At 57.5% G+C, this 20,960-nt stretch carries 16 protein-coding genes; 9 read left to right on the forward strand and 7 right to left on the reverse strand.

The genetic code is table 11. From position 1 onward, the window contains the following. Positions 1 to 9: 9 nt before the first annotated feature. Complete coding sequence (locus tag FHW77_RS18090; RefSeq protein WP_182590615.1) at positions 10 to 936, forward strand: homocysteine S-methyltransferase family protein; 927 nt, start codon at positions 10 to 12, stop codon at positions 934 to 936. Between the two features lie 210 nt (positions 937 to 1,146). Here the strand turns inward: FHW77_RS18090 and aptA are convergent, their stop codons facing one another. After that, positions 1,147 to 2,481: an omega-aminotransferase AptA gene (aptA, locus tag FHW77_RS18095; RefSeq protein ID WP_182590616.1), complete on the reverse strand. Its 1,335-nt coding sequence runs from the start codon at positions 2,479 to 2,481 to the stop codon at positions 1,147 to 1,149. A gap of 146 nt (positions 2,482 to 2,627) precedes the next feature. Here aptA and FHW77_RS18100 point away from each other — a divergent pair, with 146 nt between their 5' ends. The 4 genes from FHW77_RS18100 to FHW77_RS18115 all read left to right on the forward strand — a co-directional run bounded on the left by FHW77_RS18100 (position 2,628) and on the right by FHW77_RS18115 (position 7,192). Further along, the gene (locus FHW77_RS18100; RefSeq protein ID WP_004438580.1) at positions 2,628 to 3,176 is read left to right on the forward strand and encodes a cupin domain-containing protein; all 549 of its coding nucleotides are present in this window, start codon (positions 2,628 to 2,630) and stop codon (positions 3,174 to 3,176) included. A 618-nt stretch (positions 3,177 to 3,794) separates the two neighbouring features. Beyond that, positions 3,795 to 4,475, forward strand: coding sequence for a sugar transferase (locus tag FHW77_RS18105; RefSeq protein ID WP_004438583.1), 681 nt, complete (start codon positions 3,795 to 3,797; stop codon positions 4,473 to 4,475). A gap of 184 nt (positions 4,476 to 4,659) precedes the next feature. Next, positions 4,660 to 5,916, forward strand: coding sequence for a polysaccharide biosynthesis/export family protein (locus FHW77_RS18110; protein ID WP_035211043.1), 1,257 nt, complete (start codon positions 4,660 to 4,662; stop codon positions 5,914 to 5,916). Between the two features lie 7 nt (positions 5,917 to 5,923). Further along, positions 5,924 to 7,192: an O-antigen ligase family protein gene (locus tag FHW77_RS18115; RefSeq protein WP_112636719.1), complete on the forward strand. Its 1,269-nt coding sequence runs from the start codon at positions 5,924 to 5,926 to the stop codon at positions 7,190 to 7,192. Here FHW77_RS18115 and FHW77_RS18120 read toward each other — a convergent pair. From FHW77_RS18120 to FHW77_RS18140, 5 genes are all read right to left on the reverse strand, one after another. Beyond that, on the reverse strand, positions 7,189 to 7,683 hold the full coding sequence (locus FHW77_RS18120) for a hypothetical protein (protein WP_004438593.1): 495 nt from the start codon (positions 7,681 to 7,683) through the stop codon (positions 7,189 to 7,191). The genes FHW77_RS18115 and FHW77_RS18120 overlap by 4 nt on opposite strands. 86 nt (positions 7,684 to 7,769) lie before the next feature. Then, the gene (locus tag FHW77_RS18125) at positions 7,770 to 9,128 is read right to left on the reverse strand and encodes an HlyD family type I secretion periplasmic adaptor subunit (protein WP_004438597.1); all 1,359 of its coding nucleotides are present in this window, start codon (positions 9,126 to 9,128) and stop codon (positions 7,770 to 7,772) included. An 8-nt stretch (positions 9,129 to 9,136) separates the two neighbouring features. Beyond that, complete coding sequence (locus FHW77_RS18130) at positions 9,137 to 11,344, reverse strand: type I secretion system permease/ATPase (protein ID WP_182590617.1); 2,208 nt, start codon at positions 11,342 to 11,344, stop codon at positions 9,137 to 9,139. A 68-nt stretch (positions 11,345 to 11,412) separates the two neighbouring features. Beyond that, a complete protein-coding gene (locus tag FHW77_RS18135; protein ID WP_182590618.1) occupies positions 11,413 to 13,434 on the reverse strand; it encodes a hypothetical protein in 2,022 nt (673 codons plus the stop codon). Between the two features lie 149 nt (positions 13,435 to 13,583). After that, entirely contained in the window at positions 13,584 to 14,549 is a 966-nt protein-coding gene (locus FHW77_RS18140; protein WP_064263127.1) for a hypothetical protein, read from the reverse strand. Between the two features lie 911 nt (positions 14,550 to 15,460). Here FHW77_RS18140 and FHW77_RS18145 point away from each other — a divergent pair. Further along, on the forward strand, positions 15,461 to 16,231 hold the full coding sequence (locus tag FHW77_RS18145) for a response regulator transcription factor (RefSeq protein ID WP_182590619.1): 771 nt from the start codon (positions 15,461 to 15,463) through the stop codon (positions 16,229 to 16,231). A gap of 42 nt (positions 16,232 to 16,273) precedes the next feature. Here the strand turns inward: FHW77_RS18145 and FHW77_RS18150 are convergent, their stop codons facing one another. Then, positions 16,274 to 16,621 (reverse strand): hypothetical protein, encoded by a 348-nt coding sequence (locus tag FHW77_RS18150; RefSeq protein ID WP_182590620.1) that lies wholly within the window; start codon positions 16,619 to 16,621, stop codon positions 16,274 to 16,276. 392 nt (positions 16,622 to 17,013) lie between these two features. Between FHW77_RS18150 and FHW77_RS18155 the strand changes: the two genes are divergently transcribed. The 3 genes from FHW77_RS18155 to FHW77_RS18165 are packed head-to-tail and all read left to right on the forward strand — an operon-like array spanning position 17,014 to position 20,949. Continuing rightward, positions 17,014 to 18,036 carry a UDP-glucuronic acid decarboxylase family protein gene (locus FHW77_RS18155; RefSeq protein ID WP_182590621.1) on the forward strand — a complete coding sequence of 341 codons (1,023 nt, stop codon included), beginning with the start codon at positions 17,014 to 17,016 and terminating at the stop codon, positions 18,034 to 18,036. A gap of 1 nt (position 18,037) precedes the next feature. After that, positions 18,038 to 19,021, forward strand: a complete 984-nt coding sequence (gene galE / locus FHW77_RS18160; RefSeq protein ID WP_107340092.1) for a UDP-glucose 4-epimerase GalE — start codon at positions 18,038 to 18,040, stop codon at positions 19,019 to 19,021. Then, positions 19,018 to 20,949, forward strand: coding sequence for a glycosyltransferase family 2 protein (locus FHW77_RS18165; protein WP_182590622.1), 1,932 nt, complete (start codon positions 19,018 to 19,020; stop codon positions 20,947 to 20,949). Before galE ends, FHW77_RS18165 begins: the two co-directional genes overlap by 4 nt. Positions 20,950 to 20,960 lie beyond the last annotated feature (11 nt).

A 20,960-nucleotide genomic window follows, 5' to 3' on the forward strand; every position in this document is an offset into this window, starting at 1 on the left:
GGAGTTCTCATGAGCGATATTCGTATTCTGGACGGTGGCATGAGCCGTGAATTGCAGCGGCTGGGCGCTGAACTGAAGCAGCCCGAGTGGTCGGCGCTCGCGCTCATCAACGCCCCGGACATCGTCCGCCAGGTGCATGCGGAATTCATCGAGGCCGGCGCGGATGTGGTGACCACCAATTCCTATGCGCTGGTCCCTTTTCATATCGGCGAAGACCGGTTCAACAAAGAAGGTGCTTCACTGATCGCCCTTTCCGGTCGCCTGGCGCGTGAAGCGGCGGATGCTTCGAAGCGTAATGTGGCCGTGGCCGGCTCGCTTCCTCCGATCTTTGGCTCCTACGAGCCAGAAAATTTCGATCCCTCTCGCGTTCAGGACTATCTGAAGGTGCTGGTCGAAAATCTTCAGCCACATGTGGATGTCTGGCTTGGAGAGACCCTGAGCCTTGTCGCTGAGGGTGAGGCGGTGCGGCAGGCGGTAGCCGAGACGGGCAAGCCTTTCTGGATTTCCTTCACGCTGAACGACGAACCCGCTCAGGTGAACGGTGCGGAGCCCAAGCTGCGTTCCGGCGAGACCGTGCGCTCCGCCGCCGAATGGGCCGCCGGATCAGGTGCCACAGCGCTGCTCTTCAACTGCAGCAAGCCGGAAGTGATGAGGGCTGCCGTGGAAACCACAGCCGCCGTCTTCAAGGAAAAGGGTGTTGCTCTGGATATTGGCGTCTATGCCAATGCCTTCGAAGGCGAACAGGGCGACTCCGCCGCCAATGAGGGGCTGCACGGCACGAGAGCGGATCTGACCGATGATGTCTATTCCCGCTTCGCCTGCTCCTGGGCAGATGCGGGGGCCACCCTGATCGGTGGCTGCTGCGGTATTGGCGCTGCGCATATCCATACGGTCGCCGATACGCTTCGCCGGCGTGGCACTGGCAGAACGATCTGAAAAGAGAGCCCCCTTGTCGAAAAGGTGCGTGCCATCGCCAGCCGCCTGGCCAAGCTCAAGCGCCGGTCCCGGCCGCATGGTGATCTGACAGGGCACATATGGCGTCCCACGGGCGAGGGCGGCCTGCGCTCGATTCAGGAACATTCCATGTTACTGGTAGAAAAGTGAAAAAGGCTGCAATTTAGATTGCAGCCTTCCTGGTAAATCCAGTTATTCCGCTCTTTTCAGCGCGTCGCCGAGAATGGAAACGATGTCGTCGAAGTGGGATTTTTCGGCGATCAGCGGCGGTGAAAGAGCAATGATGTCGCCGGTGACGCGAATGAGCAGGCCACGTTCGAAGCAATCCACAAAGACATCATAGGCACGGGCGCCGATCGCGCCGTCGCGCGGCTGGAGTTCTATGCCGGCGATGAAGCCTATGGTGCGGATGTCGATGACGTTGGGCGAGCCCTTGAGCGAATGAATGGCATCATGCCAGGCGTCTTGCAATTCGGAGGCGCGGGTGAAGAGGCCCTCGTCGCGATAGATGTCCAGCGTTGCGATGCCTGCCGCGCAGGCGACGGGGTGGCCGGAATAGGTATAGCCATGGAACAGTTCTATCTGGCTTTCGGGGCCATGCATCAAGGCATCATGAACCTTGCGGCTGGTGAAGACCGCACCCATGGGGATAGCTCCGTTTGTGAGCCCCTTCGCCGTGGTGACGATATCGGGCGTCACGCCGAAGTAATTACTGGCGAAGGATGAGCCCATCCGTCCGAAACCGGTGATGACCTCATCGAAGATCAGCAGAATGCCGTACTTGTCGCAGATGGCGCGCAGGCGTTCCAGATAGCCTTTCGGTGGCACGAGGACACCGGTGGAGCCCGCCACGGGTTCCACGATGCAGGCGGCGATGGTTTCCGCACCGTGCAGGGCGACCAATCGTTCTAGATCGTCCGCGAGCTCGGCGCCGTGCTCTGGCTGGCCCCTGACGAAGCTGTTCTTCGTAAGATCGTGGGTGTGACGCAGATGGTCGGCGGGGATTTGCGGGAAGACGCGGCGGTTGTTGACGAGGCCGCCCACGGAAATGCCGCCGAAACCGACACCGTGATACCCACGTTCGCGGCCGATGAGGCGGCTACGCGTCCCCTGGCCAATGGCTCGCTGATAGGCGATCGCGATTTTGAGCGCCGTATCGACCGATTCCGATCCCGAACCAGTGTAAAAGACGCGGTCCAGTTTGCCGCCTTCCGGGCCGGGGGCGATTTCCGCCAGCCGTTCGGCAAATTCGAATGCGACCGGGTGACCCATCTGGAATGAAGGTGCGTAGTCCATAGTGGAAAGCTGATGCTTCACTGCGGAGGCAATCTGCTGGCGTCCGTGGCCGGCGTTAACGCACCAGAGGCCAGCCGTTCCATCGAGAACCTGACGGCCATCATTGCTGGTGTAATACATGCCTTCGGCGCTCGCCAGCAGACGGGGATCGGCCTTGAACTGCCGGTTGGCGGTAAAAGGCATCCAGTAGCTGTCAAGCGATGTGGAATTAGATCGGCTCGGGTTGTCCATCACGGTTCTCCTGTTCGTGGCCGACGATTGAAAGCTATTTTCTTCACCGAACAAGCCCTTTTCTCCATGTGGCGAAGTGATTGAAAATACTGTAGGCGTGAAGACGGCTTTTCGATATTTCGAACAACGGCAACGGGGGCGACGGGATGTCGGTGGATATAGGGGGACGTTTGCGCCATCTGCGGCTGCGTCACAATATTTCCCAACGGGAACTGGCAAGGCGTGCTGGTGTCACTAATTCTACGATTTCCCTGATCGAATCGAACACCTCGAACCCCTCTGTGGGCGCGCTGAAACGCATTCTCGATGGCATACCGATAGGGTTGGCCGAATTTTTCGCCTTTGAGCCGGAGACGAGCCGTAAGGCTTTTTACCGGGCGGACGAGCTGGTTGAAATTGGCAAGGGCCCGATCTCGTTTCGCCAGGTGGGCGAGAATGTCTTCGGCCGCAGCCTGCAGATACTGAAAGAGTGCTACCAGCCCGGCGCCGATACCGGCAAGGTGCCCTTGGTCCATGATGGCGAAGAAGGCGGCATTATCCTTTCAGGGCGACTGGAAGTGACGGTGGACGAGGAGAGGCGGGTACTCGGCCCGGGTGATGCCTATTATTTCGAAAGCCGAAGGCCACATCGCTTCCGCTGCGTCGGACCGGTGGCCTGTGAGGTCATCAGCGCCTGCACACCACCAACCTTCTGATTCCCCCAAATTGGGGCCTGGAACCACCTTCAGGACAGGCGCGCAGGGCTGCGTTCAAAAAAAGTGGCCGTTAGCTATGCGGTTTTTGCGTGGCTGCCATGACAATAATGCGGTTTCTCGCCACTCTTTTGCCGCCTTTGCCGCCTTTTAGCGATTTTTCTATCGCTTTTTCTTGGCGAGGTGCAGGTAGAGTGCAAAAAAATCCCAGCCGATATGTCAAATTTTATATGCATTGCCACAATCTTGCTGCGCCGCAAAAAAATTTAATAGTCTGTCATATGCCGCGCTGTTCTTAACGTTCCTGTCTCATCTCGCCAAGTTATAAGAAACACATAAGAAAAGGCTATCGCTCGCACAAAAACCAATACATGCGACGGCGTCACCCATGCTCTCAAGACATGGCCTCCAGCACATTTGTTGCTTTTTTATGCAACCGTTAATATTGCCCGGACGTTGATCGGCCGCTCACGCAAGAAATCGCATAGACGGTTATGGGCAATGTGCCTTACAAAAAATCCATTAGCATCAAATTCCGAACACAGACTTGTTATCTCCTTTAGACGGAAAGACGCGCCTCCGGGCACCGACCAATCGCAAAACATAAATGGAGTTCTCTCTATGAAGTCCGCGACCCAATCGGCTGAACAGACACTCAGCAGCTCCGAAGATTTCGATGTCAGTTTCCCTATCGGGGGCATCGCAAAACGCAGCTTCGATATGACATCGGCTGCTCTTGCGCTGCTCATCTTCAGCCCAATATTCCTGCTGATCGCCGTTCTGGTGAAGATGTCCGACCCCGGTCCGATCTTTTATGGTCACCGTCGTGTGGGACATAATGGCCGCTATTTCCATTGCCTGAAATTCAGGACGATGGCGATGAACGGCGATGAGATCCTGCGCCAATATCTTGCCGCCAATCCGGAAGCCGCCGAGGAATGGCGGGCTACCCGCAAGCTCAAGAACGATCCGCGTGTTACGGCCGTTGGCGCCGTGCTGCGCAAGCTCTCCCTTGATGAATTGCCGCAGCTCATTAACATCCTTCGTGGTGAAATGAGTGTGGTTGGCCCCCGTCCCGTCGTGGACGAGGAGCTGAGCTACTATGAAAGCGCTGCCGCCTATTATCTCAGCACCCGCCCGGGTCTGACCGGCCTGTGGCAGATCAGCGGCCGTAACGACGTGTCTTACAAGACCCGCGTTGCCTTCGACACACAATATGTCCAGAACTGGTCGATGCGGCAGGATGTCTTCATCATCGTCAAGACCATTCCCGCCGTGTGCCTGTCACGCGGAAGCTACTGAAAACCGATATTGAGTTCGGCTATATCGATCTTCGCTTCGACACGCACCCCGACCGGGATCCCAAGTCCGGTCTTCGGGTGCGTCATTGGTGCTAATCATACCGGCCGCTTCTTGCGGCGCCGCCTTGCCGGTCGCGCGACGGCCTGATCGCCTGTATGGCGATCCGCTAACAGGGAGTTTCCCGATGAACGGCTTTTCCGCCGCCCACCGCCCATTTGTGGCCCTCGTTCTTGCTGCTACCGTCGCTTTTTCCGCGCCGCTTTCCACAATGGCTGCGGATGGCGCTCAATATAAGCTCGGTACCGCGGACAAGCTGCGTATCCGCGTTGCCGAATGGCAACCGGCCGACGGCAGCATCCGCAACTGGGACGTCATCAACGGCGACTATTCCGTCGGGCCATCCGGTACGCTGTCCTTGCCCTTCATCGGTCAGCTCGACGTCGCAGGCAAGACGCCTTCCGAGGTGAGCGACCAGATCGGCGCTCAGCTTCAGAGCAAGTTCGCCCTCCGCAACCTGCCTTCGGCCTCCGTAGAGATCGCCCAGTTCCGGCCGATCTTTCTGAGTGGCGATGTGCAGACACCGGGTGAATATCCCTATGCCCCCAACATCACGGTGCTGAAGGCTGTCAGTCTTGCAGGCGGCTTGCGAAGGTCCGACGCCGGACAGCGTTTTGCGCGCGACTTCATCAATGCACGTGGTGACGCCGCCGTTTATGATAACCAGCGGGCAAGGCTGCTTGCCCGCCAAGCGCGGTTGATCGCCGAGGTAAAGGGCGATCAGACGATTACCAAGACGCCGGAGATGGAAAAGATCGCCGAGATCGACACGCTTCTCGCCAGCGAAAGCGCGCTGATGAAATCGCGGACCGAGCGTTATACACTTCAGCTCAAGGCGCTGACGGACTTGCACGCGCTTTTGCAGAGCGAAGTCGAATCCCTGAAGAAAAAGTCGGAAACGCAAAACCGGCAGCTTCAACTCGCCAATGAAGACCGTGACCGCGTCAACAGGCTGAACGAGCAAGGCCTTGCCTTGTCGCAGCGGCGCATTTCGGCAGAAGAACGTGCGGCCGAGGTGGAATCCACCCTCCTCGATATCGACACGCAGTCGCTGCGCGCCAAACAGGATATCAACAAGGCAACCCAGGACGAGATCAACCTGCGCAACGACTGGGTGGCGCAGCGCTCCAAGGAGTTGCAGGACACGGAAGCGGAACTCGACAAGCTCAATCTGCAGCTGACCACGAGCCGCGAATTGATGTCGGAGGCACTGGCGCAATCGGCCGAGGCGATCCGCTTCGATCCATCGGGTAAGTCCGCGACGATCAGCTATGTCGTGGTACGTGAGGAAAACGGCAAGCCGAAGGAGCTGAAGGTCGATGAAAATGCCTTGCTTCAGCCCGGCGACGTCATCAAGGTCTCTTCCGAAATCCTGATGCAGTGAGGTTTCAATGCGGATCGCCAAATCGGCGCTGATCGATCCCGAACGCAATGAGATTTATGGGATGACGGCCGTTGCGCTGTCATTCTTCGTTTTCGCCTATTCGTCGCGTTTCGGGCAAATCTCGGTTCTGGCCTATTATGGCATGTGGTTGCCGCTGGTGGTGGTCGACTACCGGCGCGTGCTCGGCAATTATCCGCGTTACCTGTGGATTTTCGGCTTCGGCATTCTTACCGTCCTGTCCAGCTTCTGGTCGGAAGCCGTATCTGTAACCATGCGCGCCTCCATCCAATACATGACCCATATCGTTTGCGCGCTGGTTGCCATGCGCGTGATTTCCATCCGGACGCTGACGCGGGGCGCCCTGATTGGCATAGGCGTCGTCCTGCTCTATTCGCTTCTGTTCGGCATCTATCTTTTTGACGCGCTTGATGGGACCTACAGTTTCGTCGGTGCCTTCTCATCCAAAAATCAGCTCGGTTTCTATGCGTCGCTGGGCGTCATTTTTGCTGCCTCGTCTGTGCTGGTACTCAAGCAAAAGGGCATCTGGCTGCCGATTGCAGGCGTGACGGGACTCTTGTCTGCCTACAGTCTCATCGCATCGCAATCTGCCACCTCCGCCATTACCACCGCGGCCGTTGTCGCCCTCATCATCGGTTTTATCCCGATCGGGATGCTTTCGCCCGCAAACCGTAAAATGATGTTTTTTGCTCTCGGCGGTCTCGGCGCGCTGCTTGCGGTGGCTTCGCTGCAGTTCGGTCTGTTAGATGCCATTCTCGGTATCTTCGGCAAGGATTCGACGCTGACCGGCCGAACCTATCTCTGGCAGCAGGGCATAGAGGCTGCAAAGCAGGCTCCGATCCTGGGGGTAGGCTACCAGGGATTCTGGGTTGCGGGTTTTGCCGATGCCGAACGGTTGTGGAACGACTTCTTCATCACCGGCCGCAGCGGCTTCCATTTCCACAATACCTATATCGAGACAGTGGTGGAAAACGGCTTTGTCGGCATGATCCTGCTGGGCATGGTGCTTTACGGCACGCTGCTGGGGCATCTGAGATCGGTGCTGATGCGTCGAAGCGACCCGCAGGGCGTTATCCTTTTTGCGATTTGCGCGCTGTTCGTGGTGCGATCCTTCGTGGAGATTGACATCATCTTCCCCTATCAGATCGGTTCGTTCCTGCTTTATTTCGCGGCCGGAAAACTTTGCCTTCCGGTAAAAGCGGCGCGGAACGGTGAGACTCACCCCGCGATCGGCATGAGGCTGCAGACCAGACCCTAGAGATAATCCGCCGAGACATGTGGACTGGCGTGAATGAAGCTCCACATGTCCTTGCTGACCTCGACAATGTCGGCGATTGATTTTTCGAGCTGGCCGATTTCCTTTTCGTCCATGCGCTCGACCTTGCCGTAGCGGACCTGGCTGTCATCTTCCACCAGACGCATCAGCTGGGTGCTGGCGATATCGCCCTTTTCGTCAAAAGAATAGATGCAGTGATTGTATTTGTTGCGCGTCTTCGCTTCCCTCTTCAGCCGCGCCATGATGGAGAGGACAGTCTTCCGGTCCTTCGCGTCGGTGGAGGGAAGCTTTGCCAGGCGTTCGATGAGATCCATGCGCGCCCGCGTGGTGTTGAGGGTGAGGAACACGACGATGGCAGCCTCCTTGTCCACTTTCAAAAGGTGGACGATGAGATAGATCATCAGGCTCTCGGTGTTGGTCCACACATAGTTCAGCCTGCCGACCAGCAGCAATACATCCGACATCGCCGCCATGACGCTTCTCCCGCCCCGACAAAACATCCTTCGACATCATATGCCGACTGTCGCGGAAAAGACAGGGGTAGGTTACTGATATTTCTTCATCTTTCCTTGAAAGCACGGGACATGCTGTCAGCGATCGGCTTGGTCAGATATTCGAAGAAAGTACGCTCCGAAGTCTGGATCAATACGTCGGCAGGCATGCCCGGCACTGGGCGGAAATTATGGACCTTGGCGATTTCCTCATCGGGCACCTGCACGCGCACGATATAAACATCCTTGACCTGCAGACCGGCGTTCTCCTCGATGCTGTCGGCGGAAACGTAAAAAACCTTGCCGTTCAGGACCGGCGTGGTGCGGCGGTTGAGCGCCGAAAGACGGATCGCTGCCGTCTGCCCCTCGTGCAGTTGGTCAATCGAGGTTCTGAGCACCTGCGCCTCCAGGATCAGCGGAACATGGGCCGGCAGGATTTCCATGATCGGCTTGCCTGTCGTGATGACGCCGCCGGGCGTGTGATAATAAGCGCGCACGACAGTTCCGTTGACGGGGGAGCGGATGACGGTGCGCTCCAGCACCTCGGCGGCCCCACGGACCTGTTCGCGCACGCTGTCAAGATCGGACTCCGCCGTCTCCAGCGCGTCAAGCGCCGCCTGCTTGTTGGCGTTGACCGCAATGATCGCTTCCTGCTTGAATTTGGCGATCTCCGCTTCGCTCTGGTTCATTTCGCCGCTCAGACGGGCAATGTCCCCCATCGCATCGGCAATGGCGCGCTCCAGCGCCAGCATGTCGGTCTTGCGGATGACACCATCCTTGGCGAGCCTCTCCTTGGAATCGCGTTCCTGCGTGAGAAGCGCGAGTTGCCGGTCGAAGGACTGCTTTTGCCCGTCATAACCCGCATAACGAAACTCCAGCGACCTGATGTTCTTCTCGATCAGGTTCAACTGCTCTTCGAGCTTGATGAGTTTGCTATGGAACACGATGTTCTGGCTCTGGATGATGGCGTTGATATCCGGATCGCCGGCTTCCTTCATGACGATGTCGGGCACCTTGAAGCTCTTTGCGCCCTGCGCTTCGGCGCGCAGGCGCGTGACGATGGTCTCAAGCCTGAGCCGCCGCAGCTGCAACATGCGTTCGTTGGCGAGTGCCGTCGTCTTGTCGAGTGTGAGCAGCACGTCGCCTACCTTGACCGTGTCGCCTTCGCTGACCATCATCTCCTTGATGATGCCACCTTCCAGATGCTGCACGACCTTGTTATTGCCGGTGGCGACGAAGCTGCCCTGGGCGATGATGGCGGAGGAGAGCGGCGCGGTGCCAGCCCAGTAGCCGAACCCGCCGAAGGAGGCGAGCAGCACGGCAAGACCGATCGAGCTGTGCAGGCGGATTGAGCGCGGTACCTCGCTGTACCATTCCAGCTGACCCTGTGGTTTGACTTCGGCAATGGCGTTCTTTTTCCTGAACATGACGATCCTCAACCCTCGATCTGCGGGGACTGGCTGGCTTGGCGGCCAGTGCCGGAGAGCGCTTTCAGCACGTCCATCCTTTCGCCGAACATGGCGACCGACCCGTCCTTCAGCACCATGATCTTGTCGACGCATTGCAGAAGCGCGGGCCGCTGGGTGATTGTGACAGTGGTGATGCCCTGTCTTTTGGCGTGCAGCAGCGCCTTGGCCAGGGCCTGCTCACCCTGGGTGTCGAGGTTTGAGTTCGGTTCGTCCAGCACCACGAATTTGGGGTCGCCGAAGAAGGCCCGAGCAAGTGCGATGCGCTGTTTCTGCCCGCCGGAAAGCGGTGCGCCATCGGCGGCGACCACGGTTTCATAACCCTGCGGGAAACCGGCAATCAACTCGTGAACGTCGGCCAGCACTGCGGCCTCATAGATTTGCCTGTCCTCTATATCGTCGCGCATGCGGCAGATATTGGCTTTGATGGTGCCCGGGAACAGCTGCACGTCCTGTGGCAGATAACCGATACTTTCCCCGAACTGCCGCTGGTCCCAGTTGCGCAGATCCATGAGATCGAGGCGGACATTGCCCGATGTAGGCAGGATGGAGCCGACCAGCATTTTGCCGAGCGTCGTCTTGCCGGAGCCGGAATTGCCGATGATGGCAAGCGATTCGCCCTTTTTCAGCGAAAAGGAGATACCGTTCAGGATCACTTTCTTCTGCGGCGGCGGTACGAAGAGAATGCGCTCAACATCCAGGCGTCCTTCCGGATTGGGAAGGCGCAGGCGTGGGAAATTGAGCGGTGAGCTGATGAGGAGCTGCTTGATGCGGCCATAGGAGGCGGCCGATTTGTTGAACTGGTGCCAGCCCTCGATCGCTCCTTCAATGGGCGCGAGCGCACGGCCCGAGACGATGGAGGCCGCAATCACCATGCCGCCTGTCAGCTCGCCGGAGAGCGAAAGATGCGCGCCCCAGCCGAGAAGCGCAACCTGTGTGATCATACGCGCGGCTTTGGACACGCCAGAGAACATGATGTTGCGATCCTGTGCGGCCACATGCGATTTCAGCGAGCCCGCCGTTTCGCGGCCCCACATTTTTACCGCTTCGGGGATCATGGCGAGCGCATTGATGATCTGCGAATTGCGCGACATGGAATCGAGATGGAAATTGGCGCGGCTCAGATAACCCGAGGCTTCGGAGAATTGCCGTGCGGTGAAGCGCTGGTTCAGCCAGGCGATGGTGAACAGCACGGCGCAGCAGACCATGATGATAATACCGAGATGCGGATGGACCAGATAAACCACCACGATGAAGAGCGGCATAAGCGGCGCATCGAGAAAAGCGATAAGGGTTCCCGAGGTGAGGAATGAGCGCAATTGCTGTAAATCCTGCAAAATCTGGTAATCCTTGCCGCTGCCATGCAGGGAGGCGCGTGCGGCGGCAGAGAGGATGGGAGCGCCGAGCTGAACCTCGAGCTCCACAGCGGTACGCATCAGGATGAAGCGGCGGATGGCATCCATGAAAGCCTGCAGCAGTACCGCTCCAAGAACCGCGACCGTCAGCATCACGAGCGTATCCATCGAGCGGCTCGTCAGCACGCGGTCCGAAATCTGAAACAGATAAAGCGGTATGGCGAGAAGCAGGACGTTGATGGCGACGGTGAACAGCATCACCACAATCATGTTGCGCCGCACCGCGGCGATGCCCTTGGCAAGGCTTGCGGCGAAATTGATCGGTTCGCTGCGTTTATGAAAGCCGCTCTGGCTGCTGCCACCGCCGCCGCCACCGCCGCCATTGCCCGTTGGTTCCTTGCCATCGCCGCCACCGCCCGTCGCCGGGCGGCGTTCGTTTTCACGGATCGGACCGTCATTGTTGTCGATAGTCTTGACGAAGGCGAGGTCGGGAGCGCTCTTTAGTTCTGCATTGTCGATCTTGGCTTTGGGGGCAGGTTGCGACGCGGGGTGTGGCTCCTGTTGCGGTGCCGGATTTCCTGCTGGCATATCCCGCAATGTGTTGGATTGCGGTGTCGTCGGCGAGGGCGGTGGGGCCACCTCCGGAGAGGGCGGGGTTGCCCTAGCGATCTGTTCCGCACCCGACAACTGGCGAAGGTTCTCTACGGCTTCATTGATAGCTGAAATACAGGCGTCCGTCAGCTTGCTGTCTTCCGCGTCCTGATCCAGCGGTAAATCCAGCGAGCGTCCATCCGCAATCGTTCTTCTTGAAATATGATCCATTTTTATCGGTCCCCTCGGTGATCTTGCGGCTTTTGCGGTTACACAGGCGGAACTGCCGCCGGCAAAACCTATGCGGTGACCGCTTGCATGACGTCGGATGAGTGGGCATTGGACCACGACAGGTCGTGCCCGGCATTGATGACGCCGTCGGATTCGTTTTCGATGGTGGCGGGATCGTCGTGAAGAAAAGCGATGACCTCGTTCGCAAGTTGACCCGGTTGCGCAGGCTGCGACGTATCGTTTTCGATGATGCCACCCTGTATCAGAATGGCGTCGGAATAAACGCCGCCGGCAACATAGGTGGTGGAACCGAAGCTGTCGTAATCAATGATCTGCGCGAGATTGATGACGGCATTGCTGCCGGTATCGATATGGACGTCGGCATTCTCGTTGTTTTCGAGTACCTTGGCCGAGGCCTGGGTAACGTCGTCGGAATCGCCGAGCACACTCACCTGCTTAATGATGCTGACATCGTAGAGATTGCCGGTGATGTAGAGCACGTTCAGTCCCTGATAGCCGGCAAAATTGCTGTCATGCGCAAGTGCATCCGGCATGTTCGGATCGCGCTCATTGATCGCGGACACCGTCTGCGCCATGTAGTCGGGCATCGCTTCGAAACGGTCGTTGGAGCCGACGTTATAGATGGAGGCATCATTCCAAAGGAGATTGTTGCCGGATTGAATAGTGGCGCCTCCCGGTGCATCGGGATTGGCGCGGGCCCAGTCATTGTCGTAAAGCACGGCGATCTGGCTGATGAGGTTCATGTCTAGCACATTGCCGCCAACGATGATGAGGTCATACTGCATTCCGATGCCGAGGAAATTCGCAATATTGAGTGCGGCATTTCCCCCTGTCAAAAGACTGACGCTCGCACCGGAGGTCGTGATCGTCATCGTGTCGTTGTCGCTGACGAACTGGTATTGTTCGATCCAATGCACGAAGGAAACGTCACCCTCCAATACGCTGACGCGCCACGCGGTGGGGAAAATCGGCATTTCGCCGGTTTCAGGGCTCTCCGCAGCCGTATTTTCCGCGGCGGGGAAAACGCTGCGTTCGAAATTGGCGATGTTGTAGGCGGCCGTGTCGGCCTGATCCTCGGAACGGGTGAAAACGGAAGCGATTTCGTCCCTGTCGCTATAGATATAGGCCTGGGTGATCGCATCGATCTGGTGGTAGTCACCCATCACGGCGGTGACGGAGGTCATGACGGCGGTATTGACCAATGTGGCGACGTTGGCGACGACATTGGCGCCTGCGGCCACATCGAGACTGTTGCCGGCGGGACTTTCTTCATGCAGCGCAACGTCACTTCGTTCCGGTTCTTCCGGAGGCTTGGCAATGCCGCGATCCGGCATGTAGTCGTCCAGCGCCGGCTTCTCAGCGGCGGCAACGCCATTGATATAAAGACCATTGATGTCGTTGCCGGCCAGGACGAAATCCTCATCTGCGCCGGTCCCGAGTGAGGTAACGTCGTTGTCGCGGGCGTGTTCGATGTAATCATGCGCGGTCTTGGCGAGAGCCTGCAGCGCATCATAGCTGTCGGTGCGCTGGAAACCGGAAAAAGGGGTGAAGACGGACGCTTCGTTGTAGAATTCGACTGTACGTTCAGTGACGAAGCTGGTGTCGCGGGCCACGTTGGGGCCGTCCGTCATATTCAGATAATCATCGTCCTGAAGAATATTCACCTGCGCGACATGGGCGACAACCGAGCCTGGGCCGGTATGAATTACCAGCTCACGTTCGTCCTCGAAGGAAAGGCGACCTGGAAAGCGGAAATTCGCAGCGGAAATATCGACCGGTATCGAATTCGCAAACTGCTGCATGTCATGTTCGACCGTGCGTGCGAAATGCGGCGGCAGATAATCGAAGTCGTAATAGCCTGCATGGTACTTGACGCCAGGATCGTAGTCCTGAAGTGCAACGTCATAGTTCTTGTCGAGCAGCCTTGCCGCTTCCTCTTCCGGCAGTTGCTCAGGCCCGGAACGTGCGGGGCCTTCACTATAGTTGTTTCGCAGACGCGCTTCTTCGGCCATCGTATCGAACAGGCCGATGAAATGCGCGATCATGTCTGAAATCTTGTCGATATGCATTGGAGGTCCCTCCCCGATCATTGCGGTACGTCACAGATGTCGGGCGGCACACGTCTTGGAAGCGGTGCTTCTTTGTCGCCAGGCCTGTCTATGAACCGCAAACTGCACCGGCGGACGCCGGTGCAGCTCTTTTCGTCAAGAGATGGTTGTCAGGAGTGATCCTCACCGACGTCCGAGACACTGGAGTTGCCCCCTGTGACCGTGACGTCAACGGCATTGGAGAGCATGTTGGCGCCCTGCACCAGCTCCAGATGGAAGCCGGAATTTGCAAGGATTGCCGATGCGTCGGCCGTGCTGGTGCCCGCTGCGTCGTCGCCGGCCTTGAGATCCCATCCCTTGCCGTCGATGCCTTCTGCGCCATAGGCGTCGCCTGCATTGGCGCTCAGGTGGTTTTCTGCGCCACCGTTCTGCATCTTGATGTCGTATGCCTCATCCTGATCCGCCAGGTGGTTGGCCTGCACGAGGCTGAAGCCCGTGTCGTTGCCGTCACCGTTGAGCGAGTCGTTGAGGATGCTGTCGACATCCAGGGTAAAGGAGAAGTCGTCACCCAGATTGAAGGTGAGGTCTCCGCCGGCGATGCCGAGATTGCCGACATCCTTGACGCCCGTGATGTTGCCGAAGTCGTCATCCGACTTGTAGAAACTATCCGAGGAGTTGAAGCTGTCGGTGGTTGTCGATACCTTGGTGGATGTGTCGTTGTCGGAATAGGAGAACGTCTTGTTGTCCGTATCCGTAATCGTTTTCACATTGGTATCGTTGTCGCTGTACGACTTGCTTTCATAGCTCCAGTCGTAATCGGTCTTGATGTCGGTGTTGGTTTCGGTGCTCGTCTTGGTCGTCGTGTCGTTATCGCTGTACGACTTGCTGTCATAGCTCCAGTCATAGTCGTTATCGCGATTGTCACCATTGCCGACTGCAACATCGATCTTGGCATCAACATCCACATTGGTGCTGTTGTCGCTATTGTCGTTGTTGCGGTTTTCACCGTTCGCGGTGCCGACGTTGCTGTCTTCCACCTTGGCGTCATTGGTAGACGTGTTGGCAAAACCATCGGAAAGCGCGCCGATCTTGGTGATATCGTCGTCGCTGCCAGCGGATTTATGATCATAACCCATTTCGATTTCCTCCGAAAAAGCTCGGAGCAGCTTTCGAAATCCCTCTCATCTCAAACGGGATTTTTTCGCGCTTGCTCCGGATAGCATGAAGATTGATGTTGGCAGATGGACTCGGTTACGCATCATCTGCGGTTCGGTATTGGCCCGTGGACGGGCTCTTTTTCTTCAGCCCTTGTGCGCTACTCGGTAAAACGGCGCACAAATCCGTTCCTCGCTCCAGCAGGGGAGCGCGGTGGCTTCGTCTTTTCGCTTGCATGTTTTCTTGAAAAGGGCCCGGCGCTCTCAAACACACGTCAAGGCCGGGAGTGTCTTTCCATCAGCCGCCGTTCAGCGACGGTCAGACTGTGCCGCAGAAAAATTACGCTTCCTAGATATCAATTTGGGCTAAACCTATCGGCGTTCCACCCGAATATATACGTCGCAAGCGGTTGTCTTGGGCAACGTTCGCCGGTTCATTCTCGAAAAAACGCCGCTTCGGCAGGGCAGAGCGGCTCTTTCGTGAAACATGGTTTATTTCGGTGGAGAGATGCTCTCATCCCGAAAAGGCACAGGCTTTGGCATGTGCAGCAGGCGAGCTATGTTGAGGGATATCAACTGAAAGTTACATTTCGTCGGAACGCAAAACCAGCACGAAAGCTTTTCCGATATATTTGTTTTTACCCCGGTTCCCGCATCACTGATTCTGATCCGGCTTAACCTATTTTGTATGTCAATTGTAAAAAATAACCCGTTTGGGCCATTTATTTACACAGCTTTTCGTATTAGCGTGTACGAATTAACGGGTGATTAATAATAATTGACATGACATGAAGCGGAGGGTCGCCCCCAAGTTTTAAGGGGAAGGTCGCCGGGCGGATGACAGACTGCGCAACCAAAAGAAAGTAATGCGTAAGCGCTTGAGGGAGGCGTCAATGTTCATGGGAACGTCAGATTATGCGGCGAAACAAAAAAACGCCGTCACACATATAAATGGAACTTTATTGATCGTAGCGGATCCGGACCTGTTTTCCGAATGCCTTATGGAGGCGTTGGGCAAAAAGTTCCCTACATTCTCCGTGGTAAGCGTGACATCGTCGGCAACGATTGACGATGATTACGGCGCCGATGTCCGGCTCGTATTGCCCTATCGCCTGGCGGGCGAGCGGCTTCACAGCGTATTGTCGGCGATCCGTGAAAAACATCCTGAAGCGCCAATAGCGCTCGTCGTGGAAACGATCGACAAAATTGAAGAGCCACTGAAGCGGCTGGTGGGAATGCGCATCATCGATGGTGTGCTGCCGCTCAATCTCCGGCTCGACGTCTTCATGGCGGCGGTCGACCTGCTCATGAAGGGCGGGGAGCATTTTCCGGCGGCCCTTCTCGGCAAGCTTACGCCCTATTCCACCGCAGCCGGTGGTAAAAGCGTGCAGAACAGCGCTGTCATCGCCAACCGTGCCGACGCCCTCGCCGAGAGCAGGAGCGACATGGCGACGCTGACGACGCGTGAGGTGCAAATCCTCGACCTGTTATGCAAGGGTACGCAGAACAAGATCATTGCCGACCGGCTTCATCTGTCCGAGAACACGGTGAAGGTGCACGTTCGCAACATCTACAAGAAGATGAACGTTCGCAACCGCACGGAGGCGGCGTCGCGTTTCTTCAGCAAGGATGAAGGCGCGACGTTCTCCGGCTGGAAGAACTGAGCGTCGAGCTGCCAGAGGCAGCCCGGACGTTATGCAGGAGGCTCAGGGCCTCAGGAAGCAGCGGGACTTTTGCCCAAATCCGCTCGGCGAGCAGATATAAGGAGAAGAGCCCGAATAGGAAGGTCGCGAAACTGCCGGTGTGTCCGAAGCACCTGCAACAAGCGTAACGGCTGCGTTGCCGGTTTTTTGATAGCCATAGGCCGCCTTCGCCGGTGTGACGCGGCTCTTGATCGTAGTCGGGCTGGCCGATGCGGTCGTGAGAACGGCGTCTTCGACGACGGAGCATGAAGCGGTCGCGAAAGTGAAAGTCAAAAGTGCGCCGGCAACGAGCGCAAGACGACATTGACGGACTGTTTTGCCGCCACGGAAATAAGGCATTTCATTCATCATGTGTGTCCCCTGAAATCGACTGTCTGTCGCATCTCGCCGGGCGGTTTTGTTCCCGGTGGACCGAGCCTTACAAAACCAGGATAGCCCCGACTGGTTGAGCGAAGCTTGCGCTAATGCTCAATAAGAAAGGCATAATGGAGGCGTAGTTAAAAAGTATTAAATCAACGGGCTATTTTGAGTAATTTTGGGTAATCAATTGTAATATTTCGATAAATTGAAGTTGACCTGTTTTTGCCTGCGCTTATCATGAAAGTGGAAATTTATCGGATGTGAATATTAAAACCTCAGGAAGAAGAAAAAATAGAGGGATGATATTCAGATAGCGTCAAATGGAGAGTTCAATTCACTTAGTTGAATCGGGTGTGCTGATTCACCGTGGGGAGGTGTGTGTTATGCGTAATTTCGTTCCCAACGAACATGATAACGGCGTTACCATTTACTCAGATTGGAAACCCGGGCAACGGGTACTCGTTAATGGTGGCGCCGGTTTCCTGGGCTCCCATCTCTGCGAGCGGTTGCTGAGCAGTGGTCACGAGGTGATCTGTCTCGATGATCTTTCGACCGGCCGTACCGCGAATGTGGAGCATTTGCGGAACAATAAGCGGTTTCTGATGGTCGAGCACGATGTGCGCAAACCCTATGACATCGATGTTTCGCTGATCTTCAACTTTGCCTCTCCGGCTTCGCCGCCTGATTATCAGCGCGATCCCGTCGGAACCCTTCTCACCAATGTACTCGGCGCAGTCAATGTGCTGGAAGTCGCGCGCAGATGCGGTGCTACCGTGGTGCAGTCCTCGACCTCGGAAGTCTATGGCGATCCCCACGTCAATCCGCAACCGGAAACCTATTTCGGCAATGTAAATACAATCGGGCCGCGCGCCTGCTACGATGAAGGGAAACGCAGCGCGGAAACGCTGTTTTTCGATTATCACCGCACTTTCGGTGTCGATATCAAGGTCGGACGCATTTTCAACACTTACGGGCCGCGTATGCGCCCTGACGACGGCCGTGTGGTTTCGAACTTCATCGTCCAGGCGCTGAAGGGTGACGACATCACCATTTACGGTGATGGCAGCCAGACCCGTTCTTTCTGCTATGTCGATGACCTGATCGATGGCTTCCTGCGCTTCTCGGCCAAGCCGAAAGACTGCATCGGGCCGATCAATCTCGGTAATCCCGCAGAAATTCCGGTGCGGCAGCTGGCCGACATTGTTATCCGGATGACAGGTTCTCGCTCACGCATCGTCCATCTGCCTGCCGCGATCGACGATCCGCAGCAGCGACGTCCGGATATTTCGCGGGCAAACGAGCTGCTGAAATGGCAGCCGCGTGTACCGCTCGAAATCGGCCTTGAAAGAACGATCGTCTATTTCGATGCGTTGCTGGCTGGCCGGAAAGTGGCGGAGGCCGTATGAGATGCCCCGCACAATCCTCGTCACGGGCGGGGCCGGATTCATAGGCAGCCACATCTGCAAGGCACTGGCGCAATCCGGCTTCAAGCCCATAGCTTATGACAATCTATCGACCGGTCACGCGGATTCGGTCCGCTGGGGTCCCTTTATCGAAGGCGACATTCTGGATCGTGGTCTCCTGAAAGCCACGCTCCAGGAATTCTCACCAGCCTTCGTCATTCATTGTGCCGCCAACGCTTATGTCGGCGAGTCCGTCGAGGATCCACGCAAATACTACCGCAACAATGTCGGCGGCAGTCTTTCGCTGCTGGACGCCTGTCTTGACCAGAATATCGGCGGATTGGTGTTTTCCTCCAGCTGCGCCACCTATGGCGTGCCGCCGCAACTGCCCATCCGTGAGGAGACGGCGCAGACGCCGGTCAATCCTTACGGCCGCACCAAGCTGATCTTCGAGATGGCACTAGACGATTATGCCGCGGCCTATGGTCTGCGTTTCGTCGCGCTGCGTTATTTCAATGCCGCCGGTGCGGACCCAGATGGCGAGCTTTGCGAACGTCATGAACCGGAGACGCATCTGATCCCCCGTGCGCTGATGGCCGCTGCTGCGAGGCTGCCGCAACTCGATGTGTTCGGTGCCGATTACGATACCAGTGACGGTACCTGCATTCGCGATTATATCCATGTCAGTGACCTGGCCGATGCCCATGTCGCCGCCGTCAACCATCTTGCCGATGGCGGCGAGACGTTGCGTGTCAATCTCGGCTCCGGTCACGGCACATCGGTCGGTGACATCATTCGGGCAATCCATCGCGTGACGGGGCAGGAAGTCCCTGTTCATTTCGGCGCACGGCGCGCAGGAGACCCTCCGGCGCTCTTTGCCGATATAGAACGGGCACGGCAGACGCTCGGCTTTGCGCCCAGACGCTCCGATATAGACACTATCATCCGCACGGCCGGTCCCGGTTTCGGACTGGAGGTGCTGTCATGACGATGCGCTCAACGCCCGCCGTCGCATTCCCCCGCGCCGCTGCAGGCGTGTTGCGGATGCTGCCGGTCTTTACGGGCTGGAACCGCCTTGCCTACCTGCTTGGTATCGGTGGCTGGCTGGTGACGCTCGCCTATTTCTGGATCTGGTGGCTCGATCGAGATCGCGTCATCGACTGGCCCTACTACTCCGTGGTCACGTTGGCGCTGGCGTGGATCACGCTTCTGCCGTCCTATTTCATCTTCATATTTCTCAACGCGAGGGTTGTTGACCGGCGCTCGCCTCTGCCGCGGGGCAGGGTGGCGATGGTGGTCACCAAAGCACCGTCGGAACCTTTCGCGGTAGTGGAAAAGACACTGCTGGCCATGCTGGAGCAGAAGGGTCTGGAGTTCGACGTCTGGCTTGCCGATGAAGCCCCGGATGCGGAAACGTTGAAATGGTGTGGCGCGCACGGCGTTTTCGTTTCCACCCGACAGGGCATTGCCGAGTATCATCGCAAGACCTGGCCGCGGCGCACGCGCTGCAAAGAGGGCAATCTCGCCTATTTTTACGACCGTTACGGTTACGAGCGTTATGATTTTGTCGCCCAGTTCGATGCGGATCACGTGCCGGAACCCGACTATCTGAGCGAGGTAATCCGTCCCTTTGCCGATCCGAGGATTGGATATGTGTCCGCCCCAAGCATTTGCGACGCCAATGCCAATGAAAGCTGGGCCGCACGCGGCAGGCTTTATGCCGAGGCAAGCCTGCATGGTGCGCTCCAGCTGGGATACAATAATGGCTGGGCGCCGCTTTGCATCGGCTCGCATTACGCCGTGCGCACGAAGGCTCTTCGGGAAGTGGGTGGCCTCGGGCCGGAGCTTGCCGAAGATCATTCCACCACGCTTTTGATGAATGCCGGCGGCTGGCGCGGCGTCCACGCCGTCAATGCTATCGCCCATGGCGACGGGCCGGTGACCTTTGCCGATCTCATCGTGCAGGAATTCCAGTGGTCGCGCAGCCTTATGACCATTCTGCTGCAGTATTCACGGCATTACGTGCCGAAGCTGCCCGCGCGACTGAAGTTCCAGTTCCTGTTTTCGCAACTCTGGTATCCGCTGTTCTCCGGCTTCATGGCTCTGATGTTCGTGCTTCCGGCCGTGGCGCTGGTGAGAGGCCATGTGCTGGTCAACGCATCCTATCCGGCGTTTCTGGGGCATTTCCTTCCGGTTTCGCTGATCATGATCGTGTTCGCTTCCTTCTGGCGGGCCACGGGCGCGTTCCGTCCGCATGATGCGAAGCTTTTCAGCTGGGAGGCCATGGTGTTCCTGTTCCTGCGCTGGCCATGGTCGCTTATGGGTGTGCTGGCGGCCATACGTGACACGATCCGTGGCGATTTCGTCGATTTCCGCATCACGCCCAAGGGCACGCAGGCAAAACCGCCGCTGCCGCTGCGGGTAGTCGCACCATACACGATCCTCGCGACACTCAGCCTTCTTGCCATGGTTCTGGCGCCGCGCCAAAACGGCGCGGAGGGGTTCTTTATCTTCGCTGCCATCAATGTGGCGATCTATGCGAGCCTGTCGGTGTTCCTGCTCATCCGCCATGCAGTGGAAAACGGTTTGCCGAAGCTGCCAGCCCTGCGCGGTGGAGCGAGTGCTGCCGCCTGTTCCTTGCTGCTGGTGGCCGGAAGTGCCGCGGAACTCAGCTCCCATGCGATCGGTGGGCTGGAAGCTCTCTCGCACGGACAGCCCTATGTCAGTTTCACCGAAACACGGTTCACGGTCGCCGGTGCGGGCGCGGAAGGTGCGAGGTCGGTGCGTCTGAAATTGCGCATTGCACTGCCTGGACTGCGCGGGCCGCAGGAAATGCAGGCAGAACCAATCGTTGCGCCGCCGCCGGCGGTGGCAACCGGAGAGATCATGCTGGCCGACAATAGGGTCGGACAATGAAGGAGGAGGCT

Source organism: Agrobacterium sp. RC10-4-1 (genome assembly GCF_014138475.1).
GTDB classification, from domain to species: Bacteria; Pseudomonadota; Alphaproteobacteria; order Rhizobiales; family Rhizobiaceae; genus Agrobacterium; species Agrobacterium pusense.

Coding starts and splice junctions, on each gene's coding strand:
- FHW77_RS18090 (WP_182590615.1), top strand. CDS start 10: ATGAGCGATATTCGTATTCTGGACGGTGGCATGAGCCGTGAATTGCAG.
- aptA (WP_182590616.1), bottom strand. CDS start 2,481: ATGGACAACCCGAGCCGATCTAATTCCACATCGCTTGACAGCTACTGG.
- FHW77_RS18100 (WP_004438580.1), top strand. CDS start 2,628: ATGTCGGTGGATATAGGGGGACGTTTGCGCCATCTGCGGCTGCGTCAC.
- FHW77_RS18105 (WP_004438583.1), top strand. CDS start 3,795: ATGAAGTCCGCGACCCAATCGGCTGAACAGACACTCAGCAGCTCCGAA.
- FHW77_RS18110 (WP_035211043.1), top strand. CDS start 4,660: ATGAACGGCTTTTCCGCCGCCCACCGCCCATTTGTGGCCCTCGTTCTT.
- FHW77_RS18115 (WP_112636719.1), top strand. CDS start 5,924: ATGCGGATCGCCAAATCGGCGCTGATCGATCCCGAACGCAATGAGATT.
- FHW77_RS18120 (WP_004438593.1), bottom strand. CDS start 7,683: ATGGCGGCGATGTCGGATGTATTGCTGCTGGTCGGCAGGCTGAACTAT.
- FHW77_RS18125 (WP_004438597.1), bottom strand. CDS start 9,128: ATGTTCAGGAAAAAGAACGCCATTGCCGAAGTCAAACCACAGGGTCAG.
- FHW77_RS18130 (WP_182590617.1), bottom strand. CDS start 11,344: ATGGATCATATTTCAAGAAGAACGATTGCGGATGGACGCTCGCTGGAT.
- FHW77_RS18135 (WP_182590618.1), bottom strand. CDS start 13,434: ATGCATATCGACAAGATTTCAGACATGATCGCGCATTTCATCGGCCTG.
- FHW77_RS18140 (WP_064263127.1), bottom strand. CDS start 14,549: ATGGGTTATGATCATAAATCCGCTGGCAGCGACGACGATATCACCAAG.
- FHW77_RS18145 (WP_182590619.1), top strand. CDS start 15,461: ATGTTCATGGGAACGTCAGATTATGCGGCGAAACAAAAAAACGCCGTC.
- FHW77_RS18150 (WP_182590620.1), bottom strand. CDS start 16,621: ATGATGAATGAAATGCCTTATTTCCGTGGCGGCAAAACAGTCCGTCAA.
- FHW77_RS18155 (WP_182590621.1), top strand. CDS start 17,014: ATGCGTAATTTCGTTCCCAACGAACATGATAACGGCGTTACCATTTAC.
- galE (WP_107340092.1), top strand. CDS start 18,038: ATGCCCCGCACAATCCTCGTCACGGGCGGGGCCGGATTCATAGGCAGC.
- FHW77_RS18165 (WP_182590622.1), top strand. CDS start 19,018: ATGACGATGCGCTCAACGCCCGCCGTCGCATTCCCCCGCGCCGCTGCA.